A 19,401-nucleotide genomic window follows, 5' to 3' on the forward strand; every position below is an offset into this window, starting at 1 on the left:
GGGCCCGACCCCTCCGGGACGGTCAGTTGACGAACCGGTGGTGGCCCGGCGGCGCGAGGAACACCGCGCAGCCGTCCTCGGTTCGCTGCAACTGAGCGGCCCCGTGCGTGACTTCGTCGGCGTCACGGCGAAGGGGGATCCACACCTCGGCGGTCGTGTTGGCGGGAACGCCGAGGGAGAGACTGAACTTCTCGCCGTCCAGCGTCCAGCGCGTCGAGATCGGCCCGCGCACCGAGTTCAGGCGCCCCTGGGCCCGTTTGAGGCTACCGCCTGGCCGTGGGCGGACGAGGACCTTACGGTAGCCGGGCTCGCCCGGTGCGATGCCCGCGATGCTGGCGTACATCCACTCCCCCACACATCCGTAGGCGTAGTGGTTGAACGAGTTCATGCCCGCGTCCTGGAACGAGCCGTCGGGGCGGATGGAGTCCCAGCGTTCCCACATCGTCGTGGAGCCGCGGTCGATCGGGTAGCCCCAGCTGGGGAAGGAGCGTTGTTCGAGGAGCCGGTACGCGACGTCGACATGGCCGGTGTCGGTGAGGACCGGAAGCAGCCGGGGCGTGCCGAGGAATCCCGTCGACAGGTGCCAGTCCTTGCCGCGGATCAGGGAAACCAGCCGCTCGGCGGCCGGCTCTCGGTCCGTTTCGGCCAGCAGGTCCATGGACAGGGCGAGGACGTATGCGGTCTGCGTATCGCCCTTCACCCTCGCGGTCTTGTCCACGTAGGCGGCGCGGAAGGCGTCGCGTACGGCATGGAACAGCTCGGTGTACGGCTTGCTGTCCTTGCCCAGGGCCTGTGCCGTGCGTGCCACGAGGTCGGCCGCGTGGGCGAAGTAGGCGGTGGCGATGACGTCCTTGGGGGTCTCGTCCTGCACATTCAGCCAGTCGCCGTAGCCGGTGGCGGGACGCAGGTAGCCGGAGCTGTGGGCGCGCAGATGGTCGAGCCATCTCAGCATCGACGGCCACGACTCCTCGAGCACCCGCGTGTCTCCGTAGGCCTGGTAGAGGGCCCACGGCACGGTGACCCCGGCGTCTCCCCAGCCGGCCGTTCCTGACCCGGTGATCCGCGGGTTGGGCGCCACGTCCGGGAACGCCCCGTCGTCGGTCTGGGCCTCGCGCAGGTCCTGCAGCCACTTCGACAGGAAGCGCGCCGATTCCATGACGTACGTGGCGGTCGGTGCGAAGACGTTGATGTCGCCGGTCCAGCCGAGCCGTTCGTCCCGCGCGGGCGTGTCGGTCGGCACGGACAGGAAGTTGCCGCGCTGGCCCCAGGTGATGTTGCTGTGCAGCTGGTTGAGCATGGGCGCATCGGTGTCGAACTCCATGGTGAACGGGGCCGCCGTGTGCACGACGAGTCCCTTCACCGCGCTGCGGGGAGGTGCGCTGTCGCACCCGGTCACCTCGACGTAGCGGAACCCGTGGAAGGTGAAGCGGGGTTCGCAGGTTTCCGGGCCTGTGCCCTTGCAGACGTAGGTGTCGGTGGCGCGGGCCGTGCGCAGATTGGCCGTGTAGATCGTCCCGTCAGGGTTGAGCACCTCGGCGTGGCGGAGGCGGATGGTGGTCCCCGCCTCGCCGGACACGGTGAGCCGGACGGTGCCGACCATGTTCTGGCCGAAGTCGTACACGTACACGCCCGGTTTCGGCTCGGTCACCTCGCGGGCGGGCAAAATTCGTTCGACCCGGCAGGGCTCGTCGATCTGGGCGACCGGTTCGGCCGTGACGTCGTCGACGGCCTCGGCCGGTGCCCAGTGACCGTCGTCGAAGCCGGAGCGGGTCCAGCCCTCGGTCTCCAGGCGGGCGTCGTAGTCCTCGCCGGCCAGCAGGTCTGCTCTGGTGATGGGTCCGGTCGCGGCGCGCCAGCCGGTGCCGGAGGTCACGCGCTGCGTCGAGCCGTCCTGGTAGGTCACCTCCAACTGGGCCAGGAGGGCCGGGCGTTCGCCGTAGTGGTGCGGTCCCGCCCAGGCGATGTTGCCCGAGTACCAGCCCGCGGCCAGGGTGACACCGAGTGCGTTGGCGCCGGTCGAGAGCAGTTCGGTCACGTCGTACGTCTGGTACTGCACCCGCTTGGCGTAGTCCGTCCAGCCGGGTGCGAGCCGGTCCTCCCCGACGCGGCGACCGTTGATCCGGGGCTCGTACAGGCCGAGAGCCGTCGCGTAGAGGCGGGCTCGGGCGATCTTTCCGCGCTTGAGACGGAAGGTGTGGCGCAGTTGCGCCGCGGGGGCGTGGTCGGGGGTCACTTCGCCCCAGGGGCCGGCGCCCCATTCGGCCGCCTTCTTGGCGGCCGGCCAGGACGAGTGGTCGAAGGCGAGGGAGGTCCACTCTCCGGTCGGCTCCGTGTCCGTGGCCCTCCATCCGTCTCCTGTGGACACCAGGCGCCGTGATCCGTCGGTCAGGGTCAGTTCGAGCACGGCCAGCAGTCCTGCGGGCCCTTCCTCGGCGTTGGTCGCTTCGACGGCGAGAACGCCCGGACCCGTGCCGATGGACTCCGTGACGTCGATCAGGGCGGGGCGGCGCCACGCTTCGGAGTCGGAAGCCGCCTCGACGGAGGCGACCTGAGTGCCGTTCACGTGGGCCGTGTAGCCGTCGTCGGCGGTGAGGACCAGACGGGCACGGGTCACTCCGGCCGGAATGTCGACGAGGCCCCGGAACCAGCGCGTCGCCGCGGGCACGCTCTGCGTGGGGTCGCCCTCGGGGAACCAGATCCAGGACGCCCCGGTCAGGGCGGGTGCGTCGAGAAGCTCGCCGGGAGCGGTGATCCAGCGGGCCGACCAGTCCTCGAGGCCGGTCTCCCACCAGGACGGCTCGCTCCACGGGGAGGCCGTGCCCGAGGCGTCCCATACGCGGACCTGCCAGTGGTAGCGGGTGCGCGGCTCCAGAGCGGGTCCTGCATACGGCACGAGGGCCGACTCGGCGGAGGCGACCCGGCCGCTGTCCCAGACGTCGGGGTCCGCCAGTCGCGCCGCGGTCGTGGCCACTCGCACCTGGTAGGCACTCTGGGTTCTCGCGCCGGACAGGGGCCAGCTCAGCCGTGGTCGCGGCACGTCGATGCCGAGCGGATGTCTGGCGTACTCGACGGTGGGCGCGGTGACCCGCAGCCGCACCGTCCCGCCCGGCGCCTTCCCCGTCCCGCCCGCCGCGGCGGCACGGGCGCCCGCGGTGGTCAGGGCTGTGGCGACGGCGGCGACACCGGCCGTTCCCAGTACTTCTCTCCTGCTGATCACGTTCGTCTCCGTTTCTGCGGAGGTGAATCGTTTTAGGTGGAGGGGAACTTAGGGAGACCGCACCCTGACGTCAAGGGATGTGACACCGCGAGGGTGCTTGAATCCTTTCACCTCACGCGCGAGACGCCGCCACCTGGTGAGACATTCCGCTCAGGATCTGAGAAGAACGGCCGGACAGTCATACGTCGGCGGCCTGGCTACGAACCCCTTAGCGAGGCAGAGCATGCCAGCATTCGGCAGCGGAGGGGGTCCCCATGACGGGACAGCAGCTCCAGGAGGCGGGCAAGGGTCTGGTGGAGGAGGTCCGGCCCCGTGAAGCGCCGGCGGATCCCACCGACGTGTCCGGTGTCGCCGAGCGGCTGGCCGGGCTACTGGCTGAGGTCGCACACCTGGACGAGGTACCTCTCGACAGCCATTTCTTCGACGACCTCGGCGCCGACTCCCTGGTGATGGCGCACTTCTGCGCGCGGGTGAGGAAACGGCCGGACCTGCCGCCGGTGTCGATGCGCGACGTCTACCGGTATCCGACCGCCGGCCGGCTGGCGGCCGGACTGCTCGACGGCGCCCCGCGTCCATCCCGAATCGAAAAATCCGAAAGGCCTGCCCCGTCGGCGCACCCCATGGGGCGGGCACCGGCGCCGGAGCCGCCGACGGGCCGCCCCCGCCGTGTGCTCTGCGGCTCACTCCAGCTCCTGGCCTTCCTCGGCTATGCCTTTCTCCTCGGCGCCGTCGCCGCCCAGGGCTACGAATGGATCTCCGCACAGGCGAATCTGCTCGACGCCTACCTGCGCAGCGTCGTCTTCGGCGCCGTGCTGTTCGCCGTGCTGTGCGCCCTGCCCGTGGTCGCCAAATGGCTGCTCATCGGCCGGTTCACGCCACGGCGGTTCCGCGTCTGGAGCCTCACCTACTTCCGGTTCTGGCTGGTCAAGACACTGATCCGGTCGAGCCCGGTAGTTCTGTTCGTCGGATCGCCGCTCTACCCCCTCTTTCTCCGGGCCCTGGGCGCGCGCATCGGCAGAGGGGTGACGATCCTGGCGCGCGGTGTCCCCGTCTGCACCGACCTGCTGACGATCGGGGACGGCGCGCTCATCCGCAAGGACGCCCTGATCAGCTGCTACCGCGCGGCCGACGGTGTGATCGAGACAGGGCAGGTCACCGTGGGCCGCGACGCGGTCGTCAGCGAGGTGACGGTGCTGGACATCGGGACCCGGCTCGGCGATGGATCCCGGCTCGGGCACGCGTCCTCCCTGCACAGCGGCCAGGCGGTCCCCGACGGCGCGCACTGGCACGGCTCTCCGGCCCAGCCGGCGGACGCCGATTTCCCAGCGGTGGAGCCCGCCCGGTGCGGCACCGCACGACGAGCGGTCCACGGCGCCCTGCTCATGCTCACGATTCTCCTGGTGTACGTGCCGTTGGCCGTGGGCTGCCTGGACGTGCTGCTCTCCCGGATGCTGAAGGGATCCGCCGCGCTCGAGGGCGGTGGGGTGACGGTGCTCTACGTCGACCTGCTGGTGGTCACGGTCGTCGTCTTCTTCGGCGGCGTCATCGCCGCTCTCGCGATCCTGGCCACCGTCCCACGGCTGCTGGGCAGGTTCGTCCGGCCCGAACGTACCTACCCGCTCTTCGGCTTCCACCACACCGTGCACCGGACGATCGTCCTGATGACGAACAGGAAGTCCCTGACCCGTCTGTTCGGCGACAGCGCGTGCATCGTGCACTACCTGCGCTGGATCGGATACCGGCTCTCCCCCGTGGCGCAGACCGGCTCGAACTTCGGCACCCAGGTCAAGCACGAGAGCCCCTATCTGAGCAGGGTCGGCACCGGGACCATGGTCGCGGACGGGCTGTCCCTGATGAACGCCGAGTACTCCAGCACCTCCTTCCGGCTGTCGCCGACCGCGATCGGGGCGCACAACTTCCTCGGGAACCGGATCGCCTACCCGGCCGGCGGCAGGACCGGCGACAACTGCCTCCTCGCCACCAAGGTGGCGGTCCCTGTCAGCGGGCCGCTCCGGCACGACGTGGGGCTTCTCGGCTCTCCCTGCTTCGAGATCCCACGGTCGGTGGCACGGGACAGCACCTTCGACGAGCTGAAGGGCGGCGGCGGTCTGCGCCGCGGGCTCGCGGCCAAGAACCGGCACAACGCCGTCACCATGACGTGCCACCTGCTGACGGGCTGGCTGTACTTCTTCTGCGTCGTCCTGCTCTTCTCGCTCGCCGCGAGCCGGTATCCGGCCCACGGCACCGTGTCCCTCGCGCTCGCCAACGTCGTCGTCCTGCCGTTCACCTTGCTGTACTACGTCCTCGTCGAGCGGGCCGTCACGGCGGTGCACCCCCCGGAGCCGCTGTTCTGCTCGATCTACGACCGCCGGTTCTGGCGGCGCGAGCGGTACTGGAAGGTCCCGTCCGAGACATATCTGCACGTCCTGGACGGCACGCCGTTCAAGAGCCTCGTGTGGCGCCTGCTGGGGGTCCGGATCGGGGCGCGGGTCTTCGACGACGGATGCGCCCTGACGGAGCGCCGCATGGCCGCCATCGGGGACGACTGCACCCTCAACGCGGGCAGCGTCCTGCAGTGCCATTCCCAGGAGGACGGCACGTTCAAGTCGGACCGCAGCCGGCTCGGTGCCGGCTGCACTCTCGGCGTCGGGGCGTTCGTGCACTACGGCGTGACGGTCGGTGAGGGCGCCGTGCTGGCGGCGGACTCCTTCCTGATGAAGGGCGAGACGGTCCCCGAGCACACCCGCTGGGCGGGGAATCCGGCCCGCCCGGCACTCGACGAAAGCGGAGGTGCGCAGTGATGGCACCGACAGCGACGGGCGCCCGCGTCCCCGGACAGGACAGCCGGGCCGAGGGCCGGATCGACCGGGCCGAGGGCGGCTTCACGGTCCTGCCCCGCTGGGCGGCGGAGCCGGTGCCGGGCACCGGAGAGCAGGTCAGGAGCGTCCCCGGCGACGTGACGGCGGTTCTGCGTGTGCGGGCCCGTGAACTCGGCGTGCCGCTCAGCGCGATCCTTCTCGCGGCCCACGCGAAGGTGCTGGCCCTGCTCTCCGGCGATCCCGACGTGCGCAGCGGCTACCTGGCCCCGAACCGGACCGGGCCGCTGCCCTTCGCGTTGACGGTCGGCCCCGGCGACTGGCGCCGGCTGGTGCTGGACGCCCGGCGGGCCGAGGAGGCGGTGCTGTCGCACGGGACCGGCTCACCGTCCCCGACCGGGCCGGAAGCGGTGTTCGCACCCGTGGGGAACGAGGTCGACGTCCCGGCTGACGGCGGCGTGCTGCTCGGGGTCTCGGCGAGCGAGGTGAGCGGCAGGCTCGTGCTGCGCCTGCGCCACCGGACGGACCTGCTGGACGCGGACTGCGCCGCCCGCATCGGGGGTTACCACCTGGCGGCGCTGGAGGCGATCGCCACCAACCCCGACGCCCCTCATGACCGGCGCAGCCTGCTGTCCGAGGACGAACTCCGGTTCCAGCTCGACGGGATGGCGGGGCCGCGCCGCGAACTCCCGGACCGCCGTTTCCACGAACTGTTCGAGGAGCGAGTGCGACGGCATCCGGACGCCGTCGCCGTGGTCCACCGGAACCGGCGCTGGACGTACGCGGAGCTCAACACGCGGGCCAACCGGCTGGCGCGCGCCCTGCTGGCCGAGGGGCTCGGCCGCGAGGAGACGGTCGCCGTCGTGACCGAGCGCGACCTCCACTGGGCGGCCGGCGTGCTCGGCGTCCTCAAGGCCGGCGGCGTCTACCTGCCCGTCGACCCGGGGCATCCGCCAGGCCGCATCGCCACGATGCTCAGCCGCGCCGGCTGCTCGTACGTCCTCACCGAACCGGACAGCACCACACGGCTGGACCGGGCGCTCGAAGCGCTCCCGGGAACCCGGCGACTGCTCGTCCCGGACATCGCCGGCCGCGCCACCGACGGAACGGACCTCGGTCTGGACATACCGGCGGACCGGCTCGCGTACGTGTTCTTCACCTCGGGCTCCACCGGCGAGCCGAAGGGCGCGCTGTGCGAGCACGCCGGTCTGCTCAACCACCTCTACGCCAAGATCGACGACCTGGTCATCGGCGAGGGCACCGTGGTGGCGCAGACCGCCTCGCAGTGCTTCGACATCTCGCTGTGGCAGTTGCTGGCGGGGCTGCTGACGGGCGGGCGGACCCTGCTGGTCGAGCAGGAGGCCGTCCTGGACGCGGAGCGGTTCCTGGACAGGATCACCGAGGGCCGCGTCAACGTCCTCCAGGTGGTGCCGTCCTATCTCGACGTCATCCTGTCCGCGCTGGAGCGCGCCCCACGCGACCTGCCCGATCTGCGGTGCGTGTCCGTCACCGGCGAGGCGCTGCGCGGGGAGCTGGTCCAGCGGTGGTTCGCCACCGGTCCCGCCGTGCGGCTGGTCAACGCCTACGGGTTGACCGAGACGTCCGACGACACCAACCACGAGGTGATGGACCGGGCGCCCGCCACCGACCGGATCCCGCTCGGCCGGCCCATCGCCAACGTGTGCCAGTACGTCGTCGACGAGAACCTGCGCCCGGTTCCGCTCGGCGCCCCCGGCGCCATCGTCTTCTCCGGGGTGTGCGTCGGGCGCGGCTACGTCAACGACGCCGAACGCACCCGGCTCGCCTATCCGGCCGATCCCCACCGGCCCGGCAGGAGGCTGTTCCGTGGCGGCGACTTCGGCCGCTGGCGCCCCGACGGGAAGCTGGAGTTCCTCGGCCGCAAGGACGCGCAGGTGAAGATCCGCGGGTTCCGGGTCGAGATCGGCGAGGTCGAGAAGGCGCTGCTGCGGGTGCCCGGCGTCACCGACTGCGCGGTCGTGGTGACCGGCGCGGAGGCGTACGGCCGTCAGCTGGCCGCCTTCTGCACGGGCGAGGGCGCGGCGACCGCCGATCACCTGCGGGAGCGGCTCGCGGACCTGCTTCCCGCGTACATGGTTCCGGCGTTCTTCCACCGGCTGGACAGCCTGCCGCTCACCGCCAACGGCAAGACCGACCGCAAGGCGCTCACGGCCCTCGCCGAAGACCTCGGACCGGCCCGGGACTCCCGAGGCACCCCGCGGACACCGGCCGAACGGCGGCTCGCGGCGGAGTGGGCGACAGAACTCGGCATACCGCCCGGACGGATCCGCCGGGACGACAACTTCTTCGACCTAGGCGGCACCTCACTGACGGCGGTACGGCTCGCGGTCGCGCTGGACCGGGTGATCTCACCGCGTGACCTCGTCGGCCGCCCCGTACTGGCCGACCTGGCCCGCCTGATCGACGCCCGCAGCGGCGGAGGACCGTGACCATCACGAGGAGTACGAGAGGTAATCGACATGTTGTCGGCACTCTTCAGCAAGAACAGGGCCACCGCGGCGCCGGCCCCGGACGGGCTTCCGGTGCTCGACGCCAAGGGCACCTCGGACACCCTGGACGCGGCGGCCTGGGCGGCCGACCGACGGGACGGCTTGCGCGAACTCGTCGCCGAGCACGGGGCGCTCACCGTCCGCGGCCTCGGCCTGCGCACTCCGGCCGACGTCGAGTCGGTCCTCGGCCGGGTGGCCGAGCACCCCATGGCCGAACGCGAGGCGTTCGCTGCCCGCGACCGCCACGCGGAGGGCGTCTACTCGTCGTCGGCCTGGCCGCCCAACCAGCCCATGTGCATGCACCACGAACTCAGCTACGCCGTCCGGTGCCCCGGTCTGCTGATGTTCGCGTGCCTGGAGCCACCCGTCGAAGGCGGCGCCACCGCGGTGGCCGACGCGACCGCCGTGCTGCACGCGCTGCCCGCCGATCTCGTCGACCGTTTCGTCCGGGAGGGCTGGCTGCTCACCCGGGCCTACAACGACGGGATCGGCGCGAGCCTCGTTCAGTCCTTCGGTACCGCCGACCACGCAGGGGTCGAGGCCTACTGCCGTGCCCACGCGATCGACTGGTCCTGGCAGCCGGACGGTTCGCTGCGGACGCGCCAGCACCGGCACGCCGTCGTGCGGCACCCGGTCTCCGGCCGGTTCTGCTGGTTCAACCAGATCGCGTTCCTGAACGAGTGGACGATGGCGCCCGAGGTCAGGGAGTTCCTGGTCGAGGAGTACGGACCGGACGGACTGCCCTTCAACACTCGTTACGGCAACGGCGATCCGATGTCCCCGGACGTCGTCGAGCAGATCAACAAGACGTACGAGGCCCACACCGTACGCCGGTCCTGGCAGCGCGGGGACCTGATGCTCGTGGACAACGTCCGTTCCGCGCACAGCCGGGAGGCGTACCGGGGGCCGCGGAACGTCGTGGTGGCGATGGCCGACCCCGTACGTCCCGGCTTGCCCGGACCGCAGGTGGGGAGGGAAACGGCATGACCACCGTGCACACGCTCCCGCGGACCGCCCGGTCGGAGAGCCCGGCGGTGCCGCCCTTCGCGGTCATCCCCGGAAGCCAGGTCAAGCAGGTGCTCCAAGGCCGCGAGAAGGCCGTCGTGGAGGTCGTCGAGGCGACGTACCGTCTGCACGGCGCCGGCCGTACGGTCAACCCACCGTCCTTGTTCCTGCACTTCCCCGACCGGCCGAGGTCGCGGATCATCGCGCTGCCCGCCTCGCTCGGCGGCGAGGGCGGGGTCGACGGCCTGAAGTGGATCTCCAGCGTCCCCGCCAACGTGGCCTCGGGCATCCCCCGGGCTTCGGCCGTACTCATCCTCAACGACCCCATCACGGGCTACCCGTTCGCCTGCATGGAAAGCTCGATCATCAGCGCCGCCAGAACCGCGGCGTCCGCCGCTTCGGCGGCCGACCGGCTCAGCAGGGGACGGCCGCGCCCGGCCCGTCTGGGATTCGTCGGGGCGGGTCTGATCGCCCGCTACATCCACTCGTATCTGGAGGGCACCGGCTGGTCCTTCGACGCCATCGGTGTGCATGACCTGTCCGCCGACAGCGCGGCCGGCTTCCGCACCTACCTGGAGCAGTCCGGAGCCGTCGGACGCGTCACGGTGCACCGCAGCGCCGAGGACCTGATCCGCCTCAGCGACCTGATCGTCTTCGCCACGGTCGCCGACCGCCCGCACATCAGCGAGCCGTCATGGTTCCGGCACAACCCGGTGGTCCTGCACGTGTCGCTGCGCGACCTCTCGCCGCAGGTCCTGCTCGACGCCACCAACGTCGTCGACGACGTCGACCACTGTCTCAGGGCCGGGACCTCGCCGCACCTCACCGAACGCCTCACCGGCAGCCGCGACTTCCTGCTCGGCACCCTGGAGGACGTGATGGACGGCCGCGTCACGGTCCCCGCGGACCGTCCGGTGGTCTTCTCGCCGTTCGGCCTGGGCGTGCTCGACCTCGCGGTCGGCAGCTACGTGTACGACGAGGTGAGCCGATCCGGCGAACTGCACGTCATCGACCACTTCTTTCACGAACTGAGCCGGCACGGCTGAGGGCGGAGCCCGTCCCGCCTCCGGCTCTGTACGAGGAGAACATCGTGCCTGTCATATCCGTCCCCCACGCCTTCAACGAGGAGGACCTGTACGTCGACCTCGGGCCGATGACGGGACACCGGCTCTTCCTCAAGTGCGAGGGCTTCAACTTCGCCGGTTCGATCAAGCTGAAGGCCGCGACCGAGATGGTGGAGGCCGCCGAGCGGAGCGGGACCCTCAGGCGGGACTCGATCCTGGTCGAGTCCTCCTCCGGCAATCTCGGTGTGGCCCTGAGCATGATCGCGGCAAGCAAGGGCTACCGCTTCGTCTGCGTGACGGACTCCCGGTGCAACCTGGCCACCCGGCTGATGATGGAGGCCCTGGGCAGTCAGGTCCACGTCGTCTCCGACGAGCACGCCACCGGCGGGCTCCTCGGCGCACGGCTGGCGCACGTGCGCGGGCTGTGCGCGTCGGACGACCGCTATGTGTGGCTGAGTCAGTACACCAACCCCGACAACTGGAGGGCTCACTACTTCAGGACCGCCCCGGCCATCGCCCGCTGGTTCCCGCACCTGGACGTGCTGTTCATCGGCGTCGGCACGACCGGCACGCTGATGGGCTGCGCCCGCTGGTTCCGCTCCTGGCACCGGCCGGTGCGGATCGTCGCCGTCGACAGCGTCGGCTCCGCCATCTTCGGCGACCCGCCCGGTCGGCGAATGATCCCCGGGCTGGGCATGAGCGTCCGGCCTCCCCTGCTGGACGAGAGTTACGTCGACGAGGCGGTCCGTGTCGAGGAGGCCGATGCCATCCGTACCTGCCGGAGCCTGGCGAGGCAGGGCTTCCTGTTCGGCGGCTCGACCGGCACAGTCGTCAGCGGGGCGACGAGTTGGCTCGCCCGGCACGGGACACCGGGCATCACGCCCGTCGCGATCGCCCCGGACCTCGGTGAGCGCTATCTCGACACGATCTACCAGAGCAACTGGGTACAGGCCCTCTACGGCGGCGACGCGCTCGCCCCGTCGCAGGGTGAGGGGAGGGCGGATCCGCGTGCTGTGCCGGCGTCCTCCGACTGAGGGGGGGGCCGGGCCGTGTACCTCCTTCCGGTGAGAAACGCCCTGCGTCCCGAGCGGCTCACCCCCGGCGCCTGGGCCCGGCACCCTGAGCCACCTCGCCCCCGTCGGCCGCGGCTGTGGCTGGCGCGTGTGGAGGAGCTCAGCGGCGCCGTGGCCCCGCTCGCCGACGCGCTGCTGGACAGCGGGGAACGGGCACGGGCCGCGGCACTTCGCCGGGCGGCGGACCGGGACGGCTACCGGGTCGCCCATGTGTGCCTGCGTCTGCTCCTCGGTGCCTACCTAGGCGTCGCGCCGTCGGACGTGCCGCTGGTACGGCGGCCCTGCCCCGTGTGCCGGGCACCGCACGGCCGTCCCGACGTGCCCGGCGTGCCCCTGTGCTTCTCCGTCTCGCGCACCGCCGGGCTCTGCCTTCTCGCCTTCGCGGACACGGCGGTCGGCACGGACATCGAGCGGCTGCCCGGCCCCGACCTCGTCGCCGCCCTCACGCCGACGCTGCATCCCCGGGAGGCCGCCGAGCTGGCCGCGTGTCCGCCGGACCTGCGCCCCGCCGCCTTCGCCCGCGTGTGGACACGTAAGGAGGCCTATCTGAAAGGGCTCGGCACCGGACTCGGACGCGACCTCCGCTCCGACCACCTCGGCGCCACCCCGCACGGGCCTCGCCGGATGCCGGGCTGGGTGGTCGACGACGTGGCGGTGGGGATCGGGTGTGCGGCTGCCGTCGCGGTGGCCGAGAGGTGACGCGGAGGCAGCCGCACGGGAGCTCGGTGCGGTGCGGTGTGGGCGGGCCGGTGCGGCGACCACGTGCGATGCGGCGCCGTGAGCACGCCGATGCTGTGTGCGGGCCGCTGCGGTGAGCGGCCGTCTCGTCACGCGGACGGGTGTCCTTACGCGGGGACGGAGATGATGCCGATGGGTTCGGTGGTGGGGTACCGGGAGCCGCCGGCCGGTTCCACCGTGACACAGACGGCGGTGGCCCCCTTCATGCGCCCGTCCAGGACGCGCGCCTGACGCCCGCCCGCAGCGGACACCAGCCCGGCCGGCCAGTACCGCCCCGATTCGTCGTACCAGAGTTCGTAGACCTGGTCGTCGGTGAGCGGCGGCAGCCCGGAGGCGATGAACGCGGCCCGGCCCTCTGCCCGGGAGGCGACCACGCTGGCGGTCCCGCCCCCCGCGAGTTTCTCGGTGCTGATCGTGGCGTCGGAGGCGGCCAGGACACCGGCGACGTCCCGGTACCCGGCGCGGATCTCGGCTGACTGTTCACGCGCGGTGTCGGCCTCCGAGCTCTGCCACCAGGCGACACCTCCGAGGGCCACGACCCCCGCCACGGACGCGGCCAGCGCCAGCCTGAGACCACCTCGGAGGCGGCGCTGACGCCGGGACTCGACCACACCGGATCGGTCCTGACGCGCGGTGCGGATCTGGTCCATCACCCGGCGGCGCAGGTCCGCGGAGGGCGCGTTCGTCTCGGCCGCTCCCAGCGCCACGGCCGCCTCGGACAGCTGCTCGACCTCCCGACGGCACTGGGCACAACCGGCCAGGTGGTTCTCGAAGGCAGCTCTCTCACCGGCCGGCAGGGCGTGCAGCACGTACGCCCCGACATCGAGGTGGGAGTCGTCGGCGAGGTTCACGAGCCGGCCTCCAAACAGTCGTGCAGGCGCTGAAGTCCCTGACGCATGCGCGACTTGATGGTGCCCACCGGCGTCGAGAGAGCATCCGCGACCTCCGCGTACGTCAGTCCCTCGTAGTACGCCAGCACCAGGGGCAGCCTCAGCTCGCGGGCCAGCCGGGCCAGACAGCGGAAGACCACACGCTGCTCCTCCCGCACCTCGACCTCTTCGGCCACGGTGTCGAAGGACCGTTCCTGCTCCCGGACCGCAGCGCGCAGCTCACGGGCGCGGTCCGCGGAGACGGACCGTACCCGGTCCACCGCGCGGCGGTGCGCGAGGGTGAGCACCCAGGTTCGCGCGGCTCCGCGCGCCGGATGGAACCGGTCGGCGGTCCGCCACACCTCCACCATCACGTCCTGGGTCACCTCCTCCGCCTGGGCCTTGTCCCGCACCACGCGGCGGACCAGACCCATCACCGGGTCCGCCAGGGCGTCGTACACACCGGCAAAGGCTTGTTCGTCACCGTCGGCAGCACGGATGAGGAGCTGGTCCAGCCTGGGGTCGTCCGTGGAGCCGCTTCGCCGACCTCGCGCGTCACCTTCCCTCTGGGCTCCGTTTCCCCTGTCCATCGCGCCTCCTCGGCTCAGCTCGACACTGGCCCTCTTCGGCGGGAAGCGCATCCGGTCCGAAGCCGTGCGTCTGACAGATTCACCTGCCTGCCGCATCAGGCGGCCGCCGGAACAGCCGGGTGAGGCAATCTTTTCCCTATACCCGTGATTCGGAGCTGCGGCCGCGACGGATCGAGATCAACGAGGGCAGATTTCTCCGCTGTCGGCTCGACGCTGCTTTCTGCTGCTTATTTGGCATGTGCCGGCTTCTTGTCTTTCTGGTTCCCGAGGGCGTGGCCTGATGGTCGGCCGTGGGCCTTTGCTCGGCCTTTCCCGACTGCCGTGGCCGCGGCCTGCTCAGACTTGCGGGGAGTGGCGGCGAGGTGGGTGGCGGGCTTTGAGCTGCCGGAGGGCGGAGGAACGTTGCGCGTGGGAGCGGAATCGCTCAGCGGCTGAGCGGAGACGGAGGGGCCGCGCGGAGGCGGGGTCGCCGATGCGGAGGGCGTGTCGTCGTGGTGAGCCGGGGTGTCACGGGGTATGGACGGGGCGGCCGGATCAGGGGCGGCCGGGGCCGCTTCGCCTGGGGCGTCGTGGTGTGAGAAGCCGTCGGTGACAGCGAGGCCGGCGGCGACAAGGGCGGCCAGTGCAGCAGCCGCGCCACTCGTCCGGAGGCGGCCGCGGGCGGAGGCGGAGCGAGACACCCCCATGGAGAGACCGGGTGACGAGTTCCGGTGTGTGCTGTCGGACTGCTCCGCGGTTGTGGGAGGTATGACGCCGAGCGTGGGCCGGGTAGCGGATGCAGCACGGTCCGCGGTGCTCGTTCCGGCGAGACCGGTCAGGGCTCGGGCGCAGTCGCAGGCCGTCGGACGAGCCTGTTCTTCCAGGCTGGTCATGTCCCGCAGGAGGGTGGCGAAGCCTTCGGGCAGGAAGTCCGGGAGGGCGGGCCGGCGGTGCAGGCGGGCTATGGCGGCCTCCAAGGGGCCGCCATCGTATTCGAGTCGGCCGGTGAGGCATTCGAGGAGGACCAGGCCAAGGGCATAGATGTCGGCGGGCCGGCCTACAGGACGGCCCAGCACCTGTTCGGGGGAGAGATAGGCCGCCGTGCCGGTCAGGGTGCCCGTAGCGGTGCGGGTGGTGGTCGCATCCAGGAGCCGGGAGATGCCGAAGTCCGTCAGATGGGGGTGGGCAGAGGAGTCCAGGATGATGTTGGACGGTTTGACATCCCGATGGACGACCCCCGCCTCATGGGCGTGCGCGAGAGCATCGGCCAATGACGCGCCGAGCGCTGCCGCGGCCTCGCACGACAGGGGACCCTCGGCGATGCGAGATTTCAGGGTGTTCCCGTCGATCAGCTGCATGACCAGGAAGGCATCACCGTCATGGTGTCCGGCGTCAAAGGCGGTCACCAGTCCTGGATGCTGCAATCGGGCCAGTATCACGGCCTCGCTCTGGAAAACCTCCTCCGTGTCGAAGCCGGTACCGGTGCGGAAGACCTTCACAGCGACCGGCCGCCGCAGCCGCAGGTCGAAACCGCGGTACACGTCAGCCGCGCCACCCGAACCGATCAGCGCATCCAGACGGTAGCGGCCCGCCAGAATCCGGGCACAGCCTCGCAAAGCCCGGGCGCCCCGCATCTCGCGCATTCCCACTCGATCTCTCCACTCCGCACACTCGTACCGCTGCCACGCCCGTGGTCGACGGGCCGCCGAACGAGGTACCCACCCATCCGGCGCCTGCACAACGGGGTGAGACTTCACGGGCGGCGATCCGGTCGTGGTCCGTTGCGGAGCCGACCCGACGTCACTCGGCCGCTTCCCCCCGGCGGCGTGCCCGGGCCCGTTCACCTGCCCTTCGCGCCTTGTCGGTGAGGCGACTTCGCCCCCACGACACCAGGAGAGCCAGCGGAGTGACGAGCAGACTGATCAACAGTGCCGGAACCCAGTCCATGCCTTCGCCTCGGTAGCGCATGATCAACACGACGCAGGCATAGGCCAGTACAACGATCAGTGCGTTCTTCAAAGGTCTGGGCAGTGTCATGAGCCCTCAAGTGCCCTCCTTCCGTGGCGAAATGACGGAACCCCTTATCTCACTTCTCCCGGTGGGACCGGCGGCACCGCCGACGACAGAGCCGGCCGATGCGGGCCAGGTCCAGGGCGCTGCCTCTCGGCGGCCGGATCGGCGTCGGCGACCGTCCGGTGAACGTCATCGGCACAGCCGCCGATCGGCACGCCTCGGCACAGAACGCACCGTTCGGCCCGATGCTCTCAGCCCGGTCACCGGCCTCCTCCCGCTGGACATCAACAACCTTTCCCCTAGAGGTGCGGCCACGCGCCCCGGGGTGTCACAGCGACCCCTGGGGCACGTGGTGTGACCGGCCGGTCGTCGTGTCGTCGCCGCGGTGGCCCGGCTCGACGGTGTTGGGGATGTACCAGAGGAATTCGGGGCTCATTTCTCTCCGATCACGTCGCGGGCCGCGAGTACGTCGGCCTCCGTCGGGGGCGTCTTTCCGGTCGCCACATGCAGGTCCCCGTCCCGCAACCGGGCGGTCGCCCACACGCTGACCAGTCCGGTCAGTGCCAGGTAGCCGCAGGCCCACCAAGGGCTGCCCGCACCGACAGCCAGCAGAGCGGTCATGATCAGCGGGGTGACGCCGGACGCGAAGATGCCGGACACCTGGTAGACGAAGGACATGCCGGTGTACCGGACCGGGGTGGCGAAGAGCGCGGCGAACAGGGTGCCCTGGGCGCCGTAGAACCAGGTGTGCACGATCCCCAGCGTCACGACCAGCACTGTCGCGAAGGCCCAGGTCCCGCCGGTGCCGAAGATCCAGAACGCCGGAAAGACCGAGGCGGAGAACGCGGCCATGCCGGTGATGTAGACCCGGCGGGCCCCGCGCTGGTCGACCACCGCCCCGGAGACGGGTATCAGCACGGCCATCACCAGTGCCGCGGCGGTGACCGCGAGCAGCACCGGCGTACGGTCCAGTGCCAGCGTTCCGGTCGCGTATGTGATGGCGAAGACGGCCCAGGTGTTGAACGCGGCCCCCTCACCCCATCGGGCGAGCATCCCGAGCAGGACGTGCCGGCGTGCCTTCGGCACCCGCACCAGTTCCACCAGCGGCGCGGAGCGCGGCAGTTCCTGGAGGCGGCGTACGGCGCGGAAGGCCGGCGTCTCGTCGATCCTCAGCCGTACGGTCAGACCGACCACCACGAGCACCAGGCTGACGAGGAAGGCGATCCGCCACCCGTAGGCGAGGAACGCCTCGTCGCTGAGCGCGTCGCTCAGCAGCGCGAACACCCCTGTCCCCAGGGCCAGTCCGAGGGCCAGTCCGATCTGCGGGTAACTGCCGAACCGGCCCTTGCGGCCGGCGGGCCCGTACTCCACGGCCAGCAACACCGCCCCGGCCCATTCCCCGCCCAGCGCCACGCCCTGCGCGACCCGCAGGACCAGCAGCAGCGCGGGAGCGAGGAGGCCGACCTGTTGATAGGTGGGCAGCAGACCGATCAGGGCGGTGGAGACTCCCATCAGACCCATGGTGAAGGCCAGGGTGTGCTTGCGGCCGATCCGGTCTCCGATGTGCCCGAAGAGCAAGCCACCGACAGGGCGGGCGACGAAGCCCACGGCGAACGTCGCGAAGGACAGCATCGTGCCGACGGTGCCGTCGGACGTGGGGAAGAACAGCTTGTCGAAGACGAGCCCGGCGGCCGTGCTGTAGAGGAAGAAGTCGTACCACTCCACGGTGGTGCCGAGCAGGCTGGCGAGCACGACGGTCCTCAGCCGGTTCGGAGCGGAGGGGTCTTGTTCTTGCCGGTGGGCTCGGGACGTCTGCGCCGGTACGGGTGCGGTGCTCATCGCGGACCACCGCCGGTGCGGGCCGTCCGGCCGAGGACGCAGGCGGGGGCCGGACGGTCACCGGTCGTGGGCAGGGGGTGGTGCAGGGCATGGGTGGACATGTTGCTCCGGGTGGGGTGCGGAGGACGGCGCGCGGGCATGCCGACGCGGAGGGTCCGGTCGGTGGACACGTCGAGGCACGCAAAGGGCGCGTGGAAGGGAAGTGGCCGCCGGACTTGACCGGTGCGCGTGCTGCCGTGGGGGTGCGGACGCGCGGGAAGTCTGGCGCCCCGGTGGCCCTACGCCGTCAGGGGGCTCATGGGCTCTTGCTCGTCAGCCGCGACAGGTGGCGCTGGACTGACGGCACAGATCGACGTGCGGTCGTCCCACGAGGACGTCGGCGGCTGCGGTCATGCCAGGCATTGTGCGTGAGCCGCCGGGCCGATCTCAAGTACGACCCGACTCACGACGCGTTCCGGAAACACGTGTTCCAGGAAGTGGACGCCTGTTGGTACAGGGCTGCGGCTGCTGTAGAAATATGCCTCATGAATTCCGAGTCCTTGGTGCGACGCCTGGTCATCGACCTGTGCCGGCGCCCGGGCTCGTGTTGTCGCTGACCCCGCCTTTCTGACGCGCCCTGCCGTGCGGTGACGCCACCCGCACCCGGGCGAGTTCCCGCGCTCTCTCGCGGAGCGCGTTCCCCCCATCGTTCGGCATGACTCCCGCTCGGGGCCGGCCGCGCCTGTCCCACGGGCGGCAACGGCTCATGTCCCGGCGCCTCCTGGAGGACGCCCCATGTCCACAACACCCACTCTGCTCAAGCCCGTTGACCCGGCCGGACCACCCGAACCCCGCACGCCTGCGCGGGACGTGTGGACGCGCCTGCGCCCTGCCGTGCTGCCGTTCGGCTCGCTCCTGCTCTTCCTCGTCCTGTGGCAGCTGCTCGCGGTGAGCGGGACATGGAGCGAGACACTGGTTCCGCCGCCGTCCAAGGTGTGGCAGGCGTTCATCGAGGTCTCCACCACGCACGGCGGTGTACGGGGCTACAACGGCACCACGCTCGTCGAGCACCTGGGCATCAGCCTGCGGCGCATCGCGATCGGGGCCGGTCTCGGCATCGCCGCAGGGGTGGTCTTCGGACTTCTCATGGGCACCGTCACCTGGGTGCGCTCGCTGTTCGAGCCCTGGATCACGTTCCTGCGGACCCTGCCACCGCTGGCGTACTTCTCGCTGCTCGTCATCTGGCTGGGTATCAACGAGGAGCCGAAGGTCACGCTGCTGGCCGTGGCCGCCTTCCCGCCGGTGGCGGTGTCCACCACGACGGCCGTGGCGGCCGTGCCGAAAAGCCTGATCGAGGCCGCCCGTGCGCTCGGCGCGTCCCGCTGGGACGTCGTCAGGGACGTGGTCGTCCCGTCCGCCCTGCCGGAAACGCTCACCGGAGTCCGGCTGGCCGTGGGGGTGGCCTACTCCTCCCTGGTCGCCGCCGAGTTGGTCAACGGTCTGCCCGGGGTCGGCGGCATGGTCAAGGACGCCGCCAACTACAACAACACCCCCGTGGTGCTCGTCGGCATCATCTCCATCGGCGTCTCCGGCCTGATCATCGACGGCCTGCTGCTGCGGCTCGAACGCGCCGTCGTCCCGTGGCGCGGTCGCGCGTAGCCCCCCCTCTCCCCGCCTTTGCCCCTCTGCCC

14 protein-coding genes are annotated in these 19,401 nt (G+C 70.9%); 7 read left to right on the forward strand and 7 right to left on the reverse strand.

The window, feature by feature from the left end:
• Positions 1-22 precede the first annotated feature (22 nt).
• Positions 23-3,217: an alpha-L-rhamnosidase gene (locus tag ABZ016_RS25080; RefSeq protein WP_356918920.1), complete on the reverse strand. Its 3,195-nt coding sequence runs from the start codon at positions 3,215-3,217 to the stop codon at positions 23-25.
• Positions 3,218-3,471: 254 nt separating this feature from the next.
• Here ABZ016_RS25080 and ABZ016_RS25085 point away from each other — a divergent pair, with 254 nt between their 5' ends.
• Genes ABZ016_RS25085 through ABZ016_RS25110 form a run of 6 tightly spaced genes read left to right on the forward strand, consistent with a single transcriptional unit; the run spans position 3,472 to position 12,402 of the window.
• The gene (locus ABZ016_RS25085; RefSeq protein WP_356918921.1) at positions 3,472-6,018 is read left to right on the forward strand and encodes a Pls/PosA family non-ribosomal peptide synthetase; all 2,547 of its coding nucleotides are present in this window, start codon (positions 3,472-3,474) and stop codon (positions 6,016-6,018) included.
• Positions 6,018-8,501, forward strand: a complete 2,484-nt coding sequence (locus ABZ016_RS25090) for an amino acid adenylation domain-containing protein (protein WP_356918923.1) — start codon at positions 6,018-6,020, stop codon at positions 8,499-8,501. The genes ABZ016_RS25085 and ABZ016_RS25090 overlap by 1 nt, the downstream gene beginning before the upstream one ends.
• A gap of 30 nt (positions 8,502-8,531) precedes the next feature.
• Positions 8,532-9,548 carry a TauD/TfdA family dioxygenase gene (locus ABZ016_RS25095; protein WP_356918924.1) on the forward strand — a complete coding sequence of 339 codons (1,017 nt, stop codon included), beginning with the start codon at positions 8,532-8,534 and terminating at the stop codon, positions 9,546-9,548.
• On the forward strand, positions 9,545-10,612 hold the full coding sequence (gene sbnB / locus ABZ016_RS25100; protein ID WP_356918925.1) for a 2,3-diaminopropionate biosynthesis protein SbnB: 1,068 nt from the start codon (positions 9,545-9,547) through the stop codon (positions 10,610-10,612). Before ABZ016_RS25095 ends, sbnB begins: the two co-directional genes overlap by 4 nt.
• Positions 10,613-10,656: 44 nt before the next feature.
• Positions 10,657-11,664 carry a 2,3-diaminopropionate biosynthesis protein SbnA gene (gene sbnA, locus ABZ016_RS25105; protein WP_356918926.1) on the forward strand — a complete coding sequence of 336 codons (1,008 nt, stop codon included), beginning with the start codon at positions 10,657-10,659 and terminating at the stop codon, positions 11,662-11,664.
• 30 nt (positions 11,665-11,694) lie between these two features.
• Entirely contained in the window at positions 11,695-12,402 is a 708-nt protein-coding gene (locus ABZ016_RS25110) for a 4'-phosphopantetheinyl transferase superfamily protein (protein ID WP_356918927.1), read from the forward strand.
• A 146-nt stretch (positions 12,403-12,548) separates the two neighbouring features.
• Here the strand turns inward: ABZ016_RS25110 and ABZ016_RS25115 are convergent, their stop codons facing one another.
• The 6 genes from ABZ016_RS25115 to ABZ016_RS25140 form a co-directional block, all read right to left on the reverse strand.
• Positions 12,549-13,292 (reverse strand): anti-sigma factor, encoded by a 744-nt coding sequence (locus ABZ016_RS25115; protein ID WP_356918928.1) that lies wholly within the window; start codon positions 13,290-13,292, stop codon positions 12,549-12,551.
• Positions 13,289-13,900: an ECF RNA polymerase sigma factor SigK gene (sigK, locus tag ABZ016_RS25120; RefSeq protein ID WP_356918929.1), complete on the reverse strand. Its 612-nt coding sequence runs from the start codon at positions 13,898-13,900 to the stop codon at positions 13,289-13,291. Before sigK ends, ABZ016_RS25115 begins: the two co-directional genes overlap by 4 nt.
• 227 nt (positions 13,901-14,127) lie before the next feature.
• Positions 14,128-15,522 carry a serine/threonine-protein kinase gene (locus ABZ016_RS25125; protein WP_356918963.1) on the reverse strand — a complete coding sequence of 465 codons (1,395 nt, stop codon included), beginning with the start codon at positions 15,520-15,522 and terminating at the stop codon, positions 14,128-14,130.
• 157 nt (positions 15,523-15,679) lie between these two features.
• A complete protein-coding gene (locus tag ABZ016_RS25130) occupies positions 15,680-15,898 on the reverse strand; it encodes a hypothetical protein (RefSeq protein WP_356918930.1) in 219 nt (72 codons plus the stop codon).
• Between the two features lie 426 nt (positions 15,899-16,324).
• Entirely contained in the window at positions 16,325-17,731 is a 1,407-nt protein-coding gene (locus ABZ016_RS25135) for an MFS transporter (RefSeq protein WP_356918931.1), read from the reverse strand.
• A 312-nt stretch (positions 17,732-18,043) separates the two neighbouring features.
• Complete coding sequence (locus ABZ016_RS25140; RefSeq protein ID WP_356918932.1) at positions 18,044-18,133, reverse strand: putative leader peptide; 90 nt, start codon at positions 18,131-18,133, stop codon at positions 18,044-18,046.
• 372 nt (positions 18,134-18,505) lie between these two features.
• Between ABZ016_RS25140 and ABZ016_RS25145 the strand changes: the two genes are divergently transcribed.
• Positions 18,506-19,369: an ABC transporter permease gene (locus tag ABZ016_RS25145; RefSeq protein ID WP_356918933.1), complete on the forward strand. Its 864-nt coding sequence runs from the start codon at positions 18,506-18,508 to the stop codon at positions 19,367-19,369.
• Positions 19,370-19,401 lie beyond the last annotated feature (32 nt).

The organism is Streptomyces sp. NPDC006372, assembly GCF_040612515.1.
Lineage (GTDB): Bacteria > Actinomycetota > Actinomycetes > Streptomycetales > Streptomycetaceae > Streptomyces.

Bases quoted from the DNA above. Each gene is read 5' to 3' on its own strand.
- ABZ016_RS25090 (WP_356918923.1), top strand. From the start codon at position 6,018: ATGGCACCGACAGCGACGGGCGCCCGCGTCCCCGGACAGGACAGCCGG.
- sigK (WP_356918929.1), bottom strand. From the start codon at position 13,900: ATGGACAGGGGAAACGGAGCCCAGAGGGAAGGTGACGCGCGAGGTCGG.
- ABZ016_RS25125 (WP_356918963.1), bottom strand. From the start codon at position 15,522: ATGCGCGAGATGCGGGGCGCCCGGGCTTTGCGAGGCTGTGCCCGGATT.
- ABZ016_RS25085 (WP_356918921.1), top strand. From the start codon at position 3,472: ATGACGGGACAGCAGCTCCAGGAGGCGGGCAAGGGTCTGGTGGAGGAG.
- ABZ016_RS25145 (WP_356918933.1), top strand. From the start codon at position 18,506: ATGTCCACAACACCCACTCTGCTCAAGCCCGTTGACCCGGCCGGACCA.
- ABZ016_RS25140 (WP_356918932.1), bottom strand. From the start codon at position 18,133: ATGCCTGGCATGACCGCAGCCGCCGACGTCCTCGTGGGACGACCGCAC.
- ABZ016_RS25135 (WP_356918931.1), bottom strand. From the start codon at position 17,731: ATGAGCACCGCACCCGTACCGGCGCAGACGTCCCGAGCCCACCGGCAA.
- ABZ016_RS25095 (WP_356918924.1), top strand. From the start codon at position 8,532: ATGTTGTCGGCACTCTTCAGCAAGAACAGGGCCACCGCGGCGCCGGCC.
- sbnB (WP_356918925.1), top strand. From the start codon at position 9,545: ATGACCACCGTGCACACGCTCCCGCGGACCGCCCGGTCGGAGAGCCCG.